General features: G+C 43.5%; 15 protein-coding genes. All 15 read left to right on the forward strand.

Annotation, left to right across the window (positions count from 1 at the left end; translation table 11 throughout):
• Positions 1 to 489 precede the first annotated feature (489 nt).
• The 15 genes from KU854_RS12115 to KU854_RS12185 all read left to right on the forward strand — a co-directional run bounded on the left by KU854_RS12115 (position 490) and on the right by KU854_RS12185 (position 17,505).
• On the forward strand, positions 490 to 1,551 hold the full coding sequence (locus KU854_RS12115; protein WP_218358791.1) for a 4-hydroxy-2-oxovalerate aldolase: 1,062 nt from the start codon (positions 490 to 492) through the stop codon (positions 1,549 to 1,551).
• Positions 1,548 to 2,900, forward strand: coding sequence for a class I adenylate-forming enzyme family protein (locus KU854_RS12120; protein WP_218358792.1), 1,353 nt, complete (start codon positions 1,548 to 1,550; stop codon positions 2,898 to 2,900). The genes KU854_RS12115 and KU854_RS12120 overlap by 4 nt, the downstream gene beginning before the upstream one ends.
• The gene (locus KU854_RS12125; protein ID WP_218358793.1) at positions 2,900 to 3,514 is read left to right on the forward strand and encodes a hypothetical protein; all 615 of its coding nucleotides are present in this window, start codon (positions 2,900 to 2,902) and stop codon (positions 3,512 to 3,514) included. The genes KU854_RS12120 and KU854_RS12125 overlap by 1 nt, the downstream gene beginning before the upstream one ends.
• A gap of 1 nt (position 3,515) precedes the next feature.
• Complete coding sequence (locus KU854_RS12130; protein WP_218358794.1) at positions 3,516 to 4,178, forward strand: cyclase family protein; 663 nt, start codon at positions 3,516 to 3,518, stop codon at positions 4,176 to 4,178.
• Positions 4,178 to 4,414: an acyl carrier protein gene (locus KU854_RS12135; RefSeq protein ID WP_218358795.1), complete on the forward strand. Its 237-nt coding sequence runs from the start codon at positions 4,178 to 4,180 to the stop codon at positions 4,412 to 4,414. The genes KU854_RS12130 and KU854_RS12135 overlap by 1 nt, the downstream gene beginning before the upstream one ends.
• Complete coding sequence (locus KU854_RS12140; protein ID WP_218358796.1) at positions 4,407 to 5,192, forward strand: AAC(3) family N-acetyltransferase; 786 nt, start codon at positions 4,407 to 4,409, stop codon at positions 5,190 to 5,192. Before KU854_RS12135 ends, KU854_RS12140 begins: the two co-directional genes overlap by 8 nt.
• Positions 5,189 to 6,463, forward strand: coding sequence for a DUF4910 domain-containing protein (locus KU854_RS12145; RefSeq protein ID WP_218358797.1), 1,275 nt, complete (start codon positions 5,189 to 5,191; stop codon positions 6,461 to 6,463). The genes KU854_RS12140 and KU854_RS12145 overlap by 4 nt, the downstream gene beginning before the upstream one ends.
• 131 nt (positions 6,464 to 6,594) lie before the next feature.
• Positions 6,595 to 7,596: a GNAT family N-acetyltransferase gene (locus KU854_RS12150; protein ID WP_218358798.1), complete on the forward strand. Its 1,002-nt coding sequence runs from the start codon at positions 6,595 to 6,597 to the stop codon at positions 7,594 to 7,596.
• Between the two features lie 8 nt (positions 7,597 to 7,604).
• Complete coding sequence (locus KU854_RS12155) at positions 7,605 to 9,023, forward strand: hypothetical protein (protein ID WP_218358799.1); 1,419 nt, start codon at positions 7,605 to 7,607, stop codon at positions 9,021 to 9,023.
• Positions 9,013 to 10,488, forward strand: a complete 1,476-nt coding sequence (locus tag KU854_RS12160) for a lipid II flippase MurJ (RefSeq protein WP_218358800.1) — start codon at positions 9,013 to 9,015, stop codon at positions 10,486 to 10,488. The genes KU854_RS12155 and KU854_RS12160 overlap by 11 nt, the downstream gene beginning before the upstream one ends.
• A 1-nt stretch (position 10,489) precedes the next feature.
• Entirely contained in the window at positions 10,490 to 11,734 is a 1,245-nt protein-coding gene (locus tag KU854_RS12165; RefSeq protein ID WP_218358801.1) for a glycosyltransferase family protein, read from the forward strand.
• A gap of 4 nt (positions 11,735 to 11,738) precedes the next feature.
• Entirely contained in the window at positions 11,739 to 12,902 is a 1,164-nt protein-coding gene (locus KU854_RS12170) for a polysaccharide pyruvyl transferase family protein (protein ID WP_218358802.1), read from the forward strand.
• Positions 12,899 to 14,020 carry a glycosyltransferase gene (locus KU854_RS12175; RefSeq protein WP_218358803.1) on the forward strand — a complete coding sequence of 374 codons (1,122 nt, stop codon included), beginning with the start codon at positions 12,899 to 12,901 and terminating at the stop codon, positions 14,018 to 14,020. Before KU854_RS12170 ends, KU854_RS12175 begins: the two co-directional genes overlap by 4 nt.
• Before the next feature lies 1 nt (position 14,021).
• Positions 14,022 to 15,938, forward strand: a complete 1,917-nt coding sequence (asnB, locus tag KU854_RS12180) for an asparagine synthase (glutamine-hydrolyzing) (protein ID WP_218358804.1) — start codon at positions 14,022 to 14,024, stop codon at positions 15,936 to 15,938.
• A 268-nt stretch (positions 15,939 to 16,206) separates the two neighbouring features.
• Positions 16,207 to 17,505 carry a hypothetical protein gene (locus tag KU854_RS12185; RefSeq protein ID WP_218358805.1) on the forward strand — a complete coding sequence of 433 codons (1,299 nt, stop codon included), beginning with the start codon at positions 16,207 to 16,209 and terminating at the stop codon, positions 17,503 to 17,505.
• Positions 17,506 to 17,558 lie beyond the last annotated feature (53 nt).

A 17,558-nucleotide genomic window follows, 5' to 3' on the forward strand; every position in this document is an offset into this window, starting at 1 on the left:
AACCCAGTCTCACGGCATTGTTTTTCGCTTAGACACTGGTCAATACATCACCTGTAGGTGTATCGAGCACTTGTGCAGCGAAGTTTAGACTGGGTTTGGCTTGGTGATGACAACAAATCCATTCATTAATTGTTTGTTTATTTGTGCGGCGATAGCGTAGTGACGTAAACATGGAGATAGGCTACATAAGATCTTGTAAAGCAAACAGAACGAAAACGTACTTTCAATTATCAGCACTGTTTCGATGATAATACCCTTAATTTTTAGCCTTTCACTCGAAACCTTGATGTTCATTACAGCGCAACGAATTTATCGCGGTATTATCAATTCAGACGGTTTTCAAACCATGGTTGATTATTGCTTCTTGATACTGATTCTGCCATTGAGTTTGTCCCTTATTTTTACTCGTATTGAGATTCGGATGATCTGATTGCGACATAAGCAGTTAGCTCACGGATTTAGGAAACAACGCCCTTAGGAGCATAAAAAATGAATCCTACGATTCTAGAATGTACTCTCAGAGATGGGAGCTATGAAATTGATTTTCAGTTCTCCAAAAACGATACACTAAATATCTGTTCAGCTTTGGATAACGCAGGTTTCGAACTCATCGAGGTTGGGCATGGTGTTGGCCTAGGTGCCTCTGAAAAAAATATTGGTGTAGCGTTAGAGTCTGACGAGACATATATGCAAGCGGCAGCGAGTTCTGTATCCAAGGGGCGATGGGGAATGTTTGCCATCCCAGGGATTGCTGAGCTTCGTCACTTAGAGCTTGCAAAAGAGTATGATATGGACTTTGTCAGGGTCGGTTCAACTATCGAAGATTTTTCAAAGAGTGAGCCTTTTATTCGTTCTGCCAAGCAGAAAGATATGATGACATGTGTGAACTTCATGAAGTCTTATGCAGCAGCTCCGGAAGAATTAGCTCGTGCGGCTAGAGATGCTTTTAATATGGGAGTCGATGCGGTTTATGTTGTTGATTCTGCAGGAGGGATGCTACCAAATGAAGTTAAACTCTATGTTGAAGCGATCAAGGCAGAGAAGTCAGATGCGGTAATCGGCTTTCACGGACACAATAATCTAGGTTTAGGGGTTGGAAATGCCTTAGCGGCTCTTGAGGCTGGAGCGACGATTATTGATACCTCGTTACAAGGGTTTGGTAGAAGTGCAGGTAACACCACTACGGAGCAAATGATAGGCTGTCTTGCTCGTATGGGGTTAGAAGGCCATATTGATCCTATCCATGTTATGGATATCGGTGAAGATTTGATTAAGCCAATGATTGAGAAACGAGGGCTTACTTCAATTGACACGGTGTCGGGTATGTCTTTGTTCCATTCTAGCTATATGCCAACAATTCATGAAATGTCAGTTAAATATCGAATTGATCCCCGTCAATTGATTGCATCTGTATGTAGCGAAGACATTGTTAACGCATCACTGGAACTGGTAGAGCGACATGCGAAATTAATTGCTGATACTAAGAGTTCTAAGGGAGCATGGAAGCCAAGTTATCGAAACTATTATATTAATGAACAAGCGGCACTATGATTAACGAAATATTTAAAGATAGGGAAAATATTGCAATTGAATATCAGGGAAGAGCGGTTTCTTACCCAGAACTATCGGGTTTGGTCTTTTTTTATGAATGTGAACTTGAAAAAAAAGGCTTAGTAAAAGGCTCACGTGTTTGTTTGAACGTGGCTGACCCTTTAGAGTATTTTGTAATATTGCTGTCTTGTTTTTCCAAGGGAATAGTTGTTTGCCCGCTATCAGATAGCTATTCAGAAGAATATAAATCAACAATCCTTGAAATATTTAAGCCGTCCGAGATCATTGAAGGCGGAAGTGCTTTCCCTGTCCCTATCCCTTTGCCTGATGAAGATTGGAAAAGCGGCAGTATTGACCCAGACGGCCTAGCAATGGTGACGTTCACCTCTGGAACTACAGGCGTTCCAAAGGGAGTTTGCCATAGCCTTGGTAACCTTTTAAGTTGTTCGAAAGCGTTTAACGCACATAACGGATTGGATTCATCTACAAGAATGTTGCACGTTATGCCAAAGTTCTATATGGCCGGCATTCTAAACACTTTTTTGAGTCCACTAGTGGCTGGTGGTTCGGTTGTTATAGCAGATACATTCTCTGCACAGAATGCCCATCAACTGTTCAAGAAATTCTATGAGACCGAGTCAAACACAGTTTGGCTAAGCCCATCTATGTTGATGTTATCATCTAAAATGACGCGTGATAGCAAAGTGATAGACTGGGTAGGACAGATCAAAGCCAAGTTGTTTATTGGGACCGCCCCTTTACCTTCAGGTACGAAGAAGTTTGCAGAAGACAAATTTTCAGTTGAGTTGTTGGAAAGCTACGGCACAAGTGAACTCTTGTTTATTTCCAGTGCAGTATCAGGTGAAGGGCACTGTGACGGGGTAGGTAGACTGCTGGACGGTGTAGAGTTAACAGTGGCAGAAGATGGCGAGCTTATCGTACATACTCCTTGGGCAATGATGGGCTATTTAAATGCCGATGGCCTAGGCTTCAACACGGGCGATACGGGATTTATCGAGCAGCAACACTTACACATTTCTGGAAGAAAGAAAGACATCATAATTAAGGGAGGGCAGAATATCAGCCCAAGACACGTAGAAGAGGTCGCCCTTGGCTTTTCAGGAATATCTGAAGCGACAGTTGCTGCTGTTCCGCACTCTTTTTGGGGTGAAGTTCCTTGGCTGTTTGTTATTCCTTCTCCTGAATTCGACATCGAAAAGTTAAAAATCTGGCTGAACGAGAAGTTATCAAAAGATACGCAGCCTGAAAAAATAGTAGTGCTTGATGACTTTCCGAGGACAGTGACCGGTAAAGTGATAAAAAGCGAACTGATTGAGAAGTATTCTTGATGATTATTGGTTTTTCGCATTTGATTGTGAACAGCAGTGATGTAGAGAAAGATTCGGCTCATATTATAGAGCAAGGCTATCACTGTTCTTTTTCCGAGGTTGGGTTAGAGAACAACGCATCAAAGAAACAGTTGCTGACGGAGTACTCAAGAGAACACGATATTCACTTGTATCGGGTTGCAGACGGGTACGACATTGAGCTAATTAACCATCACAGTCAGTGCAACGTCGTACAGGATAGAATCTTTTATAAAGACAAAATTCTAAATATCGTGATGCCCGATGGAAGTGTGGCTGAGGAACTGCAGTTCTGGGAGCAGCTAGGCTTTAAAACCACAGAGAGTTCTGCCTTCTTAAAGCGCCCAGTCCCCTCTTGGAACGTTGAAATGTGCTTTACAGAGGTCCCAGACAAACTGGTTGAGCAGAAACTAGACATATCTGGAGTGACCTCCATTGCATTTATTGTAAAGAAGATTGAAAATTTCGTTCTTAAGCTAGAAAACATTGCCCCCTGGGTGTCTGAGTTATTCAAACTGACAGTGGATGGAAACGAGCTATCGATCGTTCTGTTCAAGACACCGTCAGGAATTATTGTGGAACTGATTGAGGTATAACATGAAAATCACGGACTTATCGATGATGCTTGAAGAGGGGATGCAGACATTTGCTGCACACTGGCATCCATTTTTTGAATCGACTCAGTTAGGGCGACATGGCATTGAGAACAGGGAAACCAGGAAAATAATTCTTGGTACACATACTGGAACACATATCGATGCACCAAGACACTTCATCGCTAGGGGAGAGACGATTGAAAATGTTCCACTTGAACAGATAAATGGTCCCGCATTAGTGGTCGACTTCTCTGCTCTACCTGATAAGCATGAAATCAGCAGAGAGGAGTTATGTGATGCTCTCAATAATCGTTGTCCAGAAAGGTTGATTGCGAGGTTCGACTGGGATTTGAAGTTGAACACAAACGAGTATTACACAGATCACGCTTTTTTCTCTGAAGAAGCCTGCCAGTGGCTTGTTGACAATGGTTGTCGTGTCATCGCTCTTGATACTCCTCAGCCAGACAACCCGCTTAACGGAAGAGGGGCTGAGAAAGATGCACCAAATCATAAAATCCTGCTGGGAGCAGGAACGGTGATAGTGGAATACTTAGTGGATATTCGGAAGTTATCACAGCAGGAAGTAACATTGATTGTAGCTCCTTTAAAAATCAAAGGTGGAGATGGTGCTCCTGTAAGGTGCTTTGTGATCGAGGAAATGTAATGACCGTAAAAAATAAAATTATAGAATGGTTCGAAACGCAGTCTGGTCAAAAGAACATAGATACTAAGTCAAATTACTTCGAGCAAGGTCTAATCGATTCGTTTGATGTGATTATGTTAATGGATTTTTGCGAGTCAGAGATGAGTGTGACTTTTTCAGAAGTTCAGTTTGAGGACAGACGTTTCTCTACCATTGATGGCTTGGTTGATATCATTCAAGAGTTAAAGGGTGAATGATTTGGCGTCTTCTTACACTTACGAAGAGTTAGTAGCAGCAGTCAGAGCTGTCGGTGTTAAAGAAAACGATATTTTATTTTGTCATAGCAATGTCGGTTTTTTAGGGGTGCCTGAGGGCTTAAAAGACAGGCAGGCCATACTAGAGCTTATATTATCAGCTATTCAAGATGTAATTGGTGAGGAAGGCACATTGGTTGTGCCCACATTCACTTACTCGTTTGGTAAGAACGAGATATTTGATGTTGATAGCTCGGTGTCAAATTGTGGTGCTTTTTCTGAGTTTATAAGAATGCACCCAAGTGCTTTTCGCAGCAATGATCCGTCAGTGTCTGTTGCTGCCATTGGGAGAAAGGCTCAAGATCTCACTAAAAACATCCCTCAGGATGCATACTCTGAAGACAGTGTGTTTGGTCGTTTAGTGAAGCAAAGAGTTCGTATTTTCAATATTAATTTTGATGCAGGTACAACACTACTTCATTACTTAGAAAAGCAATGCCAAGTTTCTTACCGCTTTGATAAGACATTCCATGGTGAGAAAATGGAAGATGGGTGCTTAGTTCAATCAGCATCAACATTGTGGGTCAGAGATATGGACCTTGAAGGTAGTGATGCAAACTTTGACGCCTTTAACCGCTATGTTTCAAACGCGGCCTTGTATAAGCGATGCAGTGTTGGCCGAGGAAGTATCGGCAGTATATCTATCGAAGATGTGGAACAAGCGTTTAATTTGCTTTATCAGCAAGATGCTTGGTTTTTGACAGATAGGTACACCAAATGACTGATAGTGGCGATGAAATGTATCAGCTTGGGAAGCGCTTGTTTCCTATTTGCAGAAGCCTGACAGGAAATGGCGTAAGGGAAACACTTCAGATTTTGAAAGAAGAATTCCCTGAGCTAGAAATTTTCTCTGTGCCGTCTGGTATGAAGGCTTTTGACTGGACAGTACCTGATGAGTGGAATGTACATGATGCATATATTCTTGATCCATCAGGGAAGAAAGTTATTGATTTCAAAGAGTCAAACTTACATGTCGTTGGTTATTCAGAGCCTGTAGACAAGACTCTTGATTTGGCTGATTTGGTAGAACGTATTCACACCCTGCCAGAACAACCTGACGCGATACCTTATATCACTTCTTATTATTCTCGTTACTGGGGCTTTTGTGCGACTGAAAAGCAGATAACAGCACTTCAACCCGGTAAGTACAGAGCAGTAATCGACTCTCAACTTGAACCTGGCGAACTAAATTATGGCGAGATAATTCTTCCGGGTGAAAGTGAAAAAGAAATTCTTATCTCTACCTATGTATGCCACCCATCCATGGCGAATAATGAGCTTTCTGGCCCATTGGTTTCAATATATTTAGGGAAGTGGTTAAAAACATTAAAGAATAGAAAATACACATATCGCATTGTTTTTGTACCAGAAACGATCGGTGCAATTGTCTATATAAGCAGACATCTGGAAAGTCTAAAACAAAATGTTATAGCCGGCTTTATGGTGACATGTGTTGGAGATGAAAGGGCGTACTCTTATCTTCCTTCTAGAAATGGAGAAACCCTTGCGGACCACGCTGCAAGACATGCGTTAAAACACATTGACCCAGCGTATAAAGTATATGAGTGGAGAGACCGAGGAAGTGACGAAAGGCAGTATTGCTCGCCAGGCGTTGACCTTCCGGTTGCGACCATCATGAGATCTAAATATGCGGAGTATCCGGAGTATCATACATCGTTGGATAACTTTGATTTGGTAACGCCAAAAGGTTTGACTGGTGGACTGAATGCGTTAAAGCAGGCAGTATCAATTATTGAAAACAATTGCTATCCCAAAATTAATGTATTATGCGAACCTCAACTTGGAAAAAGAGGGCTTTATCCGAGTTTGAGTACTAAAGATACACAAAGTCAAGTTCAGTTGATGATGGACTTTATGAGCTATGCTGATGGCACCAAGTCACTATTAGAAATTGCTGACATGGTAAATTGTTCATTTTTTGACCTTCATCGTATTTATGTCAAACTTGATGAAGCAAACTTAATTGAATAGATATGGCGTGCTAGATTTTTAATTCATGAAAAATAATGGGAGTGTACTGATACATTAAACGTATCGCTTCCCACTGGCTATAGAAATAACATCGTAACCGATTTTCGTTTTAGTTATTTGGTTTTATAAATATGATAAATATATTAGAGCAGCTATCAGATAACAACATCGTTGTTAGTTTTGCCACAGAAAAAGATAAAGAAAGCTGGGAAGCTGTACTTAAAACTAAAAACTTTGTGTCGAACAGATATGATTGGAATAATCTGGTCTACCTTAATACGTACTTCTCTAAAGAAAGTGGTTACAAACAGATCCCATTGATTTATTTCTATAAAAACAAGCCGGTTGCTGTTTGGCCACTTGCTATCATTAATGGTGTTTTGAGTAGTCATGGTGGAGATGTCGTCGAACCTTTGGTGATTGAAGGTACGCCACAAAAAGTTCGAAAGCAGCTTTTTGAAATGAGCTATTCATTTATTAGTTCAATTGAAAATGAAACTGCATGTAAGCCAAGTCCATTTGGCGTAATTCTTAGCAATATAAACTTGTCAGAATGGGCTGTTTATTTACATAACCAAGGCATGAAGTGTTTATCCAAGCAATTGCTTTATGTTGATTTAACCTGCAGCTTAGAAGAAATAAAGTCTTCATTTCGGAAAAGCTATAGGCCTCTTGTGACAAAGGGGCTCCGGCTCTGGGACTCTGAAGTTGTTACTAGCAGTAGAGATGTGTTTGAGGAGTTTATGCAATTACATCATGATGTTGCTGGGGGCTGGACGAGAAGCCGAGAAACGTGGGATCTGCATTATGAAATGATGGTCAATGGAGAGGCGTTTTTAATCACTTTGAGAGATGATAATGGCGTGCTAGTTGGGGCAGGTTTTTTTGTAAACAACAGGACAAATGCTTGCTATGCAATTGCGGCTTATGATCGGAGCTTATTCAAAGAACCACTGGGTCATGTGGTTCAATACAAGGCGATCGAATACATGATAAGTAAAGGCTTTAAATGGTATGAGATTGGCGAAAATGTCAGCATTCTCGATGAGTCAACAGATAAAGAACGCAATATAGTTAAATTTAAATCTGGATTCAGTAACTTAAGCCTTGCTCAATTGCAATTTTATAGATGAGATAGAAAATGAAAGTCGTACTCCATGGTTTTGGCACATTTCCTGTCTTCTTTTATCACCTGATCAAGCACAGTAAGCAGAGTAACTCAGGTATTGAGTGGTATATCTTACTAAGCACGCCGCACTTTCAAGAGGCCTTTGAGCAGCTCTTGGGCCCAGATAACGTTCGCGTAATAGACACAAGGTTTTCAGAGGCACGTAAGCAAAAAGCTATTGTTGATGCCGTGTCTTATCCACAGAAGTTAGCAGAAGACATTGCAGCAGAAAAAAGACCCACGCTGAATGTCACAGCGGTTGACTACGAAAACAAAGCGAAATGGATGTTTCACCAAGCGCGTGAATTCATGAGCGATGTGAGAGCAAATGTCGCGCTTGTTTCGCAAGTCGAAGGGATGGATGGCAAAATCTTCATTCGTGCAGCACAAAGCCTTGGCATAGAGGTAGCAGTGCCGACGGGCTTGAGAAATGTCGGCGGTATCTACTTTTCTCCTGACGAATGTGAAAGCTTCCCTGAGTATGCAAATGAAGGGGCTGAGCAGTATCGCGAAGAAGCGGAACGCTTTATTCGTCAATTTAATGAAAAACCAATGCCTGCGTGGAGTGCGCTTGGCAACGCAGATGAGCCAACCCTAGATACGTTGAGAGCCCCTTTTACTAAGCGGCTGATTAACTTTGTAAAGTATGCCCTTGCTGATGGTTCTAGCTTTAAACTGGATAAAATCCGCGTCGCCTTCTTGAACAACTTACCGATGCTTCGCAATGCGATTTGGCGTTTAAACACCAAGCGTAACAGTCGTCTATGTAATATCGAATCGGTCAACGAGTTACCGGAAAAGTTCATTTTCTTCCCGCTTCAGTACACGCCGGAGTCTTCCATCAATACCCCAGCGGCGTATTTTCTTGATCAAATGCGGGCTGTAGATGCGCTGCGTTTTAGCATGCCGTCAGATTACACGCTGGTGGTAAAAGAACACCCCGCATGTATTGAAACGCGAGGCGGTGGCTTGCTTCGCCAGTTACTGAAAACACCGGGTGTTAGGGTAGCGAAGTACAACCTGAACACAGCGGAAGTTTGTGCAAAAGCGGATTTGGTTGTTTCTGTGACAGGCACAGTAGTGATGGAAGCCTTTATGCTTGGAAAGGCTTCAATGTCTTTAGCCAAAGCGTTACCGTCAGAAGTGATTGGTGGGGTGGTTGGTTTGTGTAACTTATCTGAAACGCTTGGTGTGCTGCTTTCTCCAGACTATAAAATCAGTGAAGAAGCAAAAGTAGAAGCATTAGCGAAAGTGTTCAACATTCAAACCAAAGCCGTGTTTACAGGCCCAGGTATTCCTGGCGAGCCTGCATTAAAGCAATCTAACATCGTTCGTTTCTTTGATGGCTTTGTAGAGCATTGCAAAAAACAGGGCATTCAATGTGATTGCTAAGAAAAGTTTTCTGCGTTCTCTGTTCACGGTTTCTGGTATCTCCATCATTGTTTTAATTGTTGGCTTTATTAGACAAATTATCATTGCGAGACAATTCGGTACGTCTCTGGAAATGGATATTTACTATGTTGCCTATGCCATTACGACAATTTTGGTGATCACGCCGGGTGCTCTATTTGAGCACGTGGCTGTTCCAAAACTAAAGCAACACATGGAAGAGCACGGCATGGAGAAGTTTTATGATTATGCCGTAGGCATAATCATCCTCTCTGTCATCACCTCTGTGGTGTTGGTTGGGCTATATGCCCTGTTGTCTCCCTTGCTGGCCAAGCTCATGACGTCAGGGTTTAGTGAGAAAGAAACAGAAGCATTGAGCGCTTTTGTTTATTGGTTTGTGCCTTGGTTATTGGTCTATCCAATCTTTAATGCCCTGACCAGCGTGCTAAAGAGCATGGAGAAATTCCTCGTTTCTTCGTTTGCAGAAGTCATTTACATGTTCTCGTCGCTGGCGGTGATTTACTTCTATGCGTCAACAAGAGTGGAAATTATCCCAATATCTCAGTTTGTTGGGCATTTGCTGGCCATCATTTTCTTGCTCGTGATTTTTGTTAAATCATCAAAACGACTATGGCTGCGGAGTTTCTCTTTCGCAGACTACAGGCAAGTGATCAAAAACGCACTATTGCTGCTGACTTCTCATCCGATTAAAACCGCGAGCAGCGTAATCGAAAGGAACTTTCAATCTAACTTGCCGGTGGGCGGTATTTCAGCACTGGGCTATGCCAGTCAGCTGACAAACTCCATCTCGGCGGTATTAAACTTTAAGCAGATATATGTCGTGCCGCTATCAAAAGCGGAAGGGAGAGAAGAAAAGTTTCACAGACTTCTGGTGGGCTTGTTCTATTTAACCGTCCCCATCGCCATTGTTAACTATGTGCTAGCGACAGACATTATTGCGTTTGTCTATGGTGGCGGAAACTTCAACGCAGACAGCGTGCATCAAACCAGTTTGGCGTATGCGGTTCTCTCGTTCTCGATCATTTCGTCGGCAGTGAATGTCCCTGTGATGCGTATGTTCCAAATTGTCGATATCGTGCATAAAACGATTCTCATCACCGTATTGTCGATTGTGTCCATGACCATACAACTCTATGTTTGTGTAGCGTATTTAGACCTTGGGCTATACGGTTATGCGCTGGCAGTTACGAGCAACTCATTGTTAATGGTGTTCGTTAACATGGGGATCCTGACGGCGTCATCCAGCATCAAGATTCACTATGTGAAGCTGGCGCTTGATGTAATGCCAATCATTGTACTAATGGCTTTGTCTCATTATCTCTATGCATATATCGAATCCAGCTTAGGAATAACGCTCATCTTCATCAAATTGCTCGTTTGGGCGCTATTAGTTATCGCTTGCTATTTGATGCTATTTCCAATAATTAAAAAGGTATTAGGAAAATAACGTGAAAGTTCTTTCTATCTGCTACATGTTGCCACCCGCGATGTATCCTCAGGCTATTCAGATTGGCAGACTCCTTTATCATTCAAAACTCGAACACCACGTTATCACTGCTGACCTTGAACATGAGCCAAGAAAGCTCGGCGTTTACAACGACTTTGCTAACAGGGTTGCTCGTATCAACCACTATAAAGAGGCAAAGCAGCTGCCATCCTTGCTACACAAGGTGCTGTACTACTTTGCCCCTTTCTATGGAGCGTGCCCAGACAACTTCAAACCTTGGGCAAAAAATGTCTTTTCAGACTATTCCGCCAAGCTAGATAGCAAAGCGGAAACGCAATCAGATTGCATTGTGAGCTTTGGTGTTCCAATGAGCGATCATCTTCTTGCCATGAAACTGAAAGCGAAATATGGCACGCCTTGGATTGCGCATTTCAGTGACCCTTGGTCAGATAACCCTTTCAAAAAACACCATATTCTCTCTAAGTTCATCAACAAAAAACTGGAAGAGATAGTCATAAGCGCGGCGGATGAAGTCATTTTTACGTCTGAAGAAACCAAGAAATTGGTCATGTCAAAGTATCCGGACCTTCAAAAAGGTGTAGTGTTGGGGCACTCCTATGACGCGGCCCTTTACCCTGAAGCTCAAGCTCAAGCTCAAGCTCACCGTGAAGATGGCAAGACCGTTATAAAACATATTGGCAGCCTTTATGGATATCGTTCGCCAAAGCCACTTTTTAAAGCTTTACACAGCCTCCACCTCGAAGAGCCAGAGCTGCTAAAAAATGTCTGTTTTGAGTTTGTAGGTTACGTAGCACCACGAATGAAAAACAATACGGACTTAAAGGCATTGCCCGAAGGTCTCGTTCATTTCAAAGGTGGTGTTGACTACATGCAGTCACTCAGTGAAATGTCGTCATCCGATGCGCTGATGATCATTGATGCGCCAGCGACTGAGAGTGTGTTCTTGCCAAGTAAACTGATCGATTACGTCGGCTCTAAACGTCCCATTTTGGCGATCACACCAAACGGTACCTCACAGAAGTTGGTGAAAAGAATGGGCTTTGCAACCGCGAACCCAGAAGACAATTCAGCCATTAAAGATATGTTGAAGTCTTACCTAAAACAGCGGCAGGAATACTGCCAGCCTTTGCTTGATGGTACCTTCGACGCCGTCTACAGAGAGTTCTCTACAGAGGCAATTCTTACGAAGTTTGATGCAATAGTAGAACGCCTAGGGAAGAAGTAATCGCATGAATGTTTTTGTTTACGGCTATTACGGTTTTGGCAATGCGGGTGACGAGCTGCTGCTAAGACGTGTTATTGAATACTTCAAAGCGCGAACTTCAGACGTTAGCTTTGTGGTGAGATGCCATGACGAATCACAAACAGGGTTTGAAAACGACCCCGTTGAGTTTGTGAATATCGATGCAAGTCTCACGCAACCCAACACATCGAAACTGACGGGCTTCATCAAGTACTTACGCGCAGCGGCGAAATACATGAAGCAGAGTGACGCCTTTGTTTTTGGTGGCGGCACCTTGTTTCAATCTTCGGGTCGAATTCCTTACACCTTGATCTTGATGACAGCACTGTGCGTGTTAGCGCGTATTTATAACGTGCCTGTATACGCTTTAGGGGTGGGCGTTGGGCCGTTAAAAGATGGTTTAAGTCAGCGCCTTTTTACGCTTATTTTGCGCCTAGCGTCGGATTTCGCTGTACGCGATTTAACCTCAATGGCGAACGCCAAGGCCGCATCTGGTAGTGACAAACTGCGATTGACCAGTGATTTGGTTTTTGGTGCAGGTATTAAAGAGCAAGGCGCTAAACCGCTAGCAACAGGCACGGCTCTGCATATTGCGATCACTATTGCTGCGAGCGACTCAAAACTCACCGAGCAAAACCTCAATACCTTGAGCGAGCAGCTCAAGCGGTTGGTCAAAGAAATAAAAGAAAAGCAGCCAGAAAGCCAAATCAGTTGCCTAACGTTTCAAGATTTTGAAACCGCAACCGGTGTGCGTTTGTCCGATAAAAACATGATGACAAAACTGGTGGGTGAAGAGGCGCTAAACCACGTTGAGTTTTGCCAAGTGCCCAATACCATTGAAGGCGCATTAACGCTCGTTTCATCGTTTGACGTTGTGTTGGGCATGCGCTTTCACGGCTTAGTGCTAGCAGCAATGGCGCAAGTACCATTTGTTGGCGTTTCACGTGATCATAAAGTCACTGACCTTTGCGAAAAGTTTGGCTTCCCTTCGTGGAATATTACGCAACCGCCTGAAACAACTTTGTTTGAGTTAGTAGAGCGTGCTGGCAAAACCCCAGTCGATATAGACGTGCTTGAAACCTGTCGCAGTCAGTCTGATGCAAATTTTGATGAGGTCGAAAAATACCTTCAACGTAGGAACGCTAAATGAAGGTGTTACACATTATTACGGGGCTCGGTGTCGGTGGCGCTGAGACCATGTTGTACAAGTTACTCAGTGAATTGTCACAAGACAGTCACTCAGATCACCTTGTCATCAGCATGATGAAACCCGGTCCTTACAAAGAGAAAATCAACGCATTGGGCATCAAAGTCATCTCGTTAGAGATGAATAGCGCCAAGAGCATTCCCGCTGCTGTGATTAAGTTGATAAAAGCGGTGAAGCAAATAAAGCCAGACGTTGTACAAGGGTGGATGTACCACGGGAATTTATTTGCCAGCATCAGCAAACTCGTATTGCCCAAACATGTAAAATTGATTTGGAACGTACGCCACTCGCTGTACGACTTTTCGAAGGAAACGCGATCGACGAAATGGCTCATTAAATTCAGCGCCAAAATCTCTGGTTTTTGCGACGGGATCTTGTACAACTCGTCGATTTCGCGTGACCAACACGAGTTAGCCGGCTTCGCTAAAACGCACGGCAAGGTTATCCCCAATGGCTTTGACACCGAGCATTTCAAGCCAGATTCAGTGCGACGCGAGCGTATTCGCGCAGAATTGAACCTGCCTGACGACACTATTGTGATCGCCCATGTGGGGCGGTTCCATCCGGCAAAGAACCACCTCGGTTTTATCAAAGCCGTCGTTCCGGTTTTGCAGCAGAAAAGCAACGTTGCCGTTGTCATGGTGGGGTTGAATGTTGATGAGAGCAATGAGCAGATAGCCACCTTAGTGCCAGATGCAGTGAAGTCACAGCTGCACCTGATGGGGTTGCGAAATGATATTCCTGATATCATGAGCGCATCAGATTTTCTGGTCATGTCCAGTGACACCGAAGGGTTCCCAAATGTAATTGGTGAAGCAATGTCATCAGGCTTGCCGGTAGTCTCAACAGATGCGGGTGAAAGCCGGATCGTCGTTGGCGATGCAGGGATAGTCGTTCCCATTGGGGATATGGAAGCGCTAACCCAAGGCATGACATCGCTGATTGAGCGAGAGCACGACGCATTCATTGCACTTCAACGTCAGGCGAGAGAGCGCATCATTCAGTATTACTCTTTGAGCGCTATAGCGTCGCAATACAAAAAATTATACGAAAGCAGATAATATGTGTGGAATAGCCGGATACGTGGGTTGGAAAACGCCCGCGTTAGTAGAAAGCACCCTAACTTCAATGGGTGACAAAATTCGCACTCGGGGCCCTGACAGCAAAGGGATATGGGCGAACAATGATGGCAGCATCGGCTTTGTTCATCAGCGGCTTGCTATTGTTGATCTCTCCGAAGCAGGGCATCAGCCAATGGTAAGTGATTGCGGTCGCTATGTACTGGTTTTTAATGGTGAAATCTACAACCACCTAATTGTACGGCAAGAGCTGCAAGATACCTTCGGTGACCAAGCGTCGCAGTGGAAAGGGCATTCGGACACGGAAACCCTGTTAAAAGCCATCATCCTGCTTGGTCTCGAAAAAGCACTTGAACGCATCGTGGGTATGTATGCGTTTGCAATCTGCGACAATGAGCGTCAAACCGTCTCTTTGGCAAGGGACCGAATCGGTGAAAAACCGCTATATTGGGGAATACAAAACGGTACATTCCTTTTCGGCTCAGAGTTAAAAGCACTCAAGGCACATCCATCCTTTGTGGGAGAAATCGACAAAGGTAGCGTGTCATTGCTCATGCAACACGGCTATATACCCGGCCGCCGCTCAATTTACCAAGATATAGAGCGACTCACGCCCGGCACCTACATGACTTTGACCGTAAGCAGTGGCGAAATAGAGCATGCGCAATATTGGTCAATCGAACAAATCGCCAGTAAGCCTCAGTTAGAGGGGAGCGAAAGCGAGCACATTGCCGCATTAGAAGCGCAGCTAAAAACCACCGTAGAACAGCAGATGTTGTCCGATGTACCGCTAGGGGCATTTTTGTCCGGGGGGATAGATTCATCGCTCATTTGTGCATTGATGCAAGAGCAATCGTCACAACCGATTCAAACATTTTCCATCGGCTTTAACGATCCGAAATATGATGAAGCCATCCACGCCAAAAAAGTAGCAGAACATCTCGGTACCAAGCACACAGAGCTGTATGTAACCGCCAAAGATGCCTTGGACAAAGTCCCTGAAATTGCCTCAGCTTATTGCGAGCCTTTTGCGGATCAATCCCAGATTGCGACCATGTTAGTGTCAGAAATGGCAGTGAACTCCGTAACAGTAGCACTGTCAGGAGATGGCGGTGATGAACTGTTTGGCGGTTATACACGCTACAATCAAGCGCTGTCCCTTTGGGGGAAAGTCTCTCGGGTGCCGAGAGCAATGAGAAACGTTGCAGGCCATTGCCCTTTGCCCATTGACGCAATAAACGGCGCAGGTGCCAAGGTTGGAAAACCCATGCTGGGTGATAAACTCAGTAAAGGCTTAAACCTGATGAGCTCAGATAATGCGTTAGAGCTATACCACCGACTGATTTCCGTTACCGCCCATACTGGGGAGGTTGTGGTAGATGCGCCTTCATCCGGTGTTGCTAGCCAATACAGCAACTACGAACGCTCTCACCCAAACCTGTCACTCAAAGAAGAGTTCATGTTGAGAGATGTTCTGGCATACCTGCCTGATGACATTCTGGTGAAGGTTGATCGCGCCGCAATGAAATCATCGTTGGAAACGCGAGTGCCATTGTTGGATCACCGAGTGGTAGAACTCGCATTTAGCATGCCAATCAGCCAAAAAGTGAGAAACGGTGTGACGAAATGGCCACTTCGCGAGATCCTTTACAAGCGCGTACCACAAGCGCTTATTGAAAGACCGAAAAAAGGCTTTTCGGTACCCGTAAGGGATTGGCTCAGAGATGAGCTAAGAGAGTGGGCGGAATCCTTGTTGGAAGAGAGTAAACTGAAAAACCAAAACTACTTGGATGCAAGTCGAGTAAGAACAATTTGGCAGGAGCATCTCTCTGGTAAGCGCGATTGGTCTTACTTGCTTTGGAATATTTTAATGTTCCAGTCTTGGATTGAGCAGCAGTAGCAGCGAGATTAAAAACATTAAATAGAGGCGGTATTGGCAGGGGTAAGCACTCATTGCGAATACCGTTTTTTACTCACCAGTATGCTTTTGAAGTAGACTTCGGCAACATATTCATTCCCTAAGCAGTTAGTGATTGAATTAGCGTCAATTAAATGGGTAGTCATGGCGTTGCCACAATAAAGTAATGAAGGTGGCGCAAGTTAACTTATTAGTAGTTAGGACATATCAAGGATAGATAAACGATACGTTCAACAGTAAATGTAGCGTTGTGTTGAAAATTACTGTGAATGCAGAGAATCGCTTGACAAGAAAGTCACAATGGAGCGTTAACTTTATGGTATTCTTTTATAAATTGTCATTTATTTACTTGCTAGTCTTTTCAGTGGTGGCATTTGATAACGGACAGCGGTTTCAAGTTTCGGATTGGTTGTTTTTTATTAACGCCAAGTTTGCCTATGCAGCATTGTTTTACATGATGGTTATTTCCGGTATATTTCTTATCTTAGAAACGAAAATGCGCAAATATGATCGGTTCTTTATCAGCTTCTTTGCGGTGGGACTACTTTATATTTGCTACTCTTTTATTTATGGGGTGCGATTTTCATACATCAGCTACAACCAAATTGGCTTCGTATTCATTGCTGCATCATTCTTGTTTGTCATGGATACATCGAGGCTTAAATCCAGCCTGTTAGTTGGCTATAGCATAATGCTCTTCTTCGCTATCGCCATGTCTCTCGTGAAATATTACGACTTAGACCTGCCGATAGTAAGGTACTCTGACCTAGATTTAGATTCCACTGCAATACGTGCATCCAGCGGTTTGTTCTTGCAAACAAATGCGAGCGGGGCTTTCTTCTGTTTATCTGCGCTAATATTCTTATCGCTCTACAACTACACACGGCATTTAACATATATCGTGTGCTGTTTCATCTGTATTGTTTGCTTACTTGTAGGGAAATCATTAGGTCCAATTGGGATATTTTTTGCGCTTGCAATTCTCTATGCGAACAAATCTATTTTGTTAGCATTTTCAGCAATTGGTCTGAGTATTTTCTTTTTTAAATTAGACTACTTCATTTACTACTTGAACTATAAGCTTCATTCTGGCAGTACAAAATATGATGTTTTTTTAGGGACAGTAGAACGCTTCTACGAGAATACGGGCGATCTGGTGTTTGGACAATTTTACTCAGGGAACACGCATGGCCTGTTGTATACAGAAAGTTCCATGCTAGATATAATTAATAACTTTGGTATTGCTGGCGCTTTTTGGGCTTTCGCTATAGGCATCGCCGGGCTTGTGTTAGCTCTAAATGCGACCTGCCGCCGCCGACTGACCTTGTTTCTTCCTGTCATCGCACTCTTTGTGTTGTCACTGACGCAAAACAGTACGCTTATGTTAGTACACATCTTTATCGTGTGTTTCTACTTGGCGACACTGCATGCCGTGAGTCGGGGTGTCGTTACAAGTCGGGCACCATTAGTGTTTAAGGTCAATCATAGTTTTATAAAAGACGACGAGAAAAACCCGTCAGCCATGAGCTATCCCAATAGTGGAATGTGAAAACAGTTGTACAGGTTGACCGTGGAGACCTGTTTGCTTCAAAACGAGAACCA

The sequence above is a fragment of the Enterovibrio paralichthyis genome, from assembly GCF_019209835.1.
Lineage (GTDB): Bacteria > Pseudomonadota > Gammaproteobacteria > Enterobacterales > Vibrionaceae > Enterovibrio > Enterovibrio paralichthyis.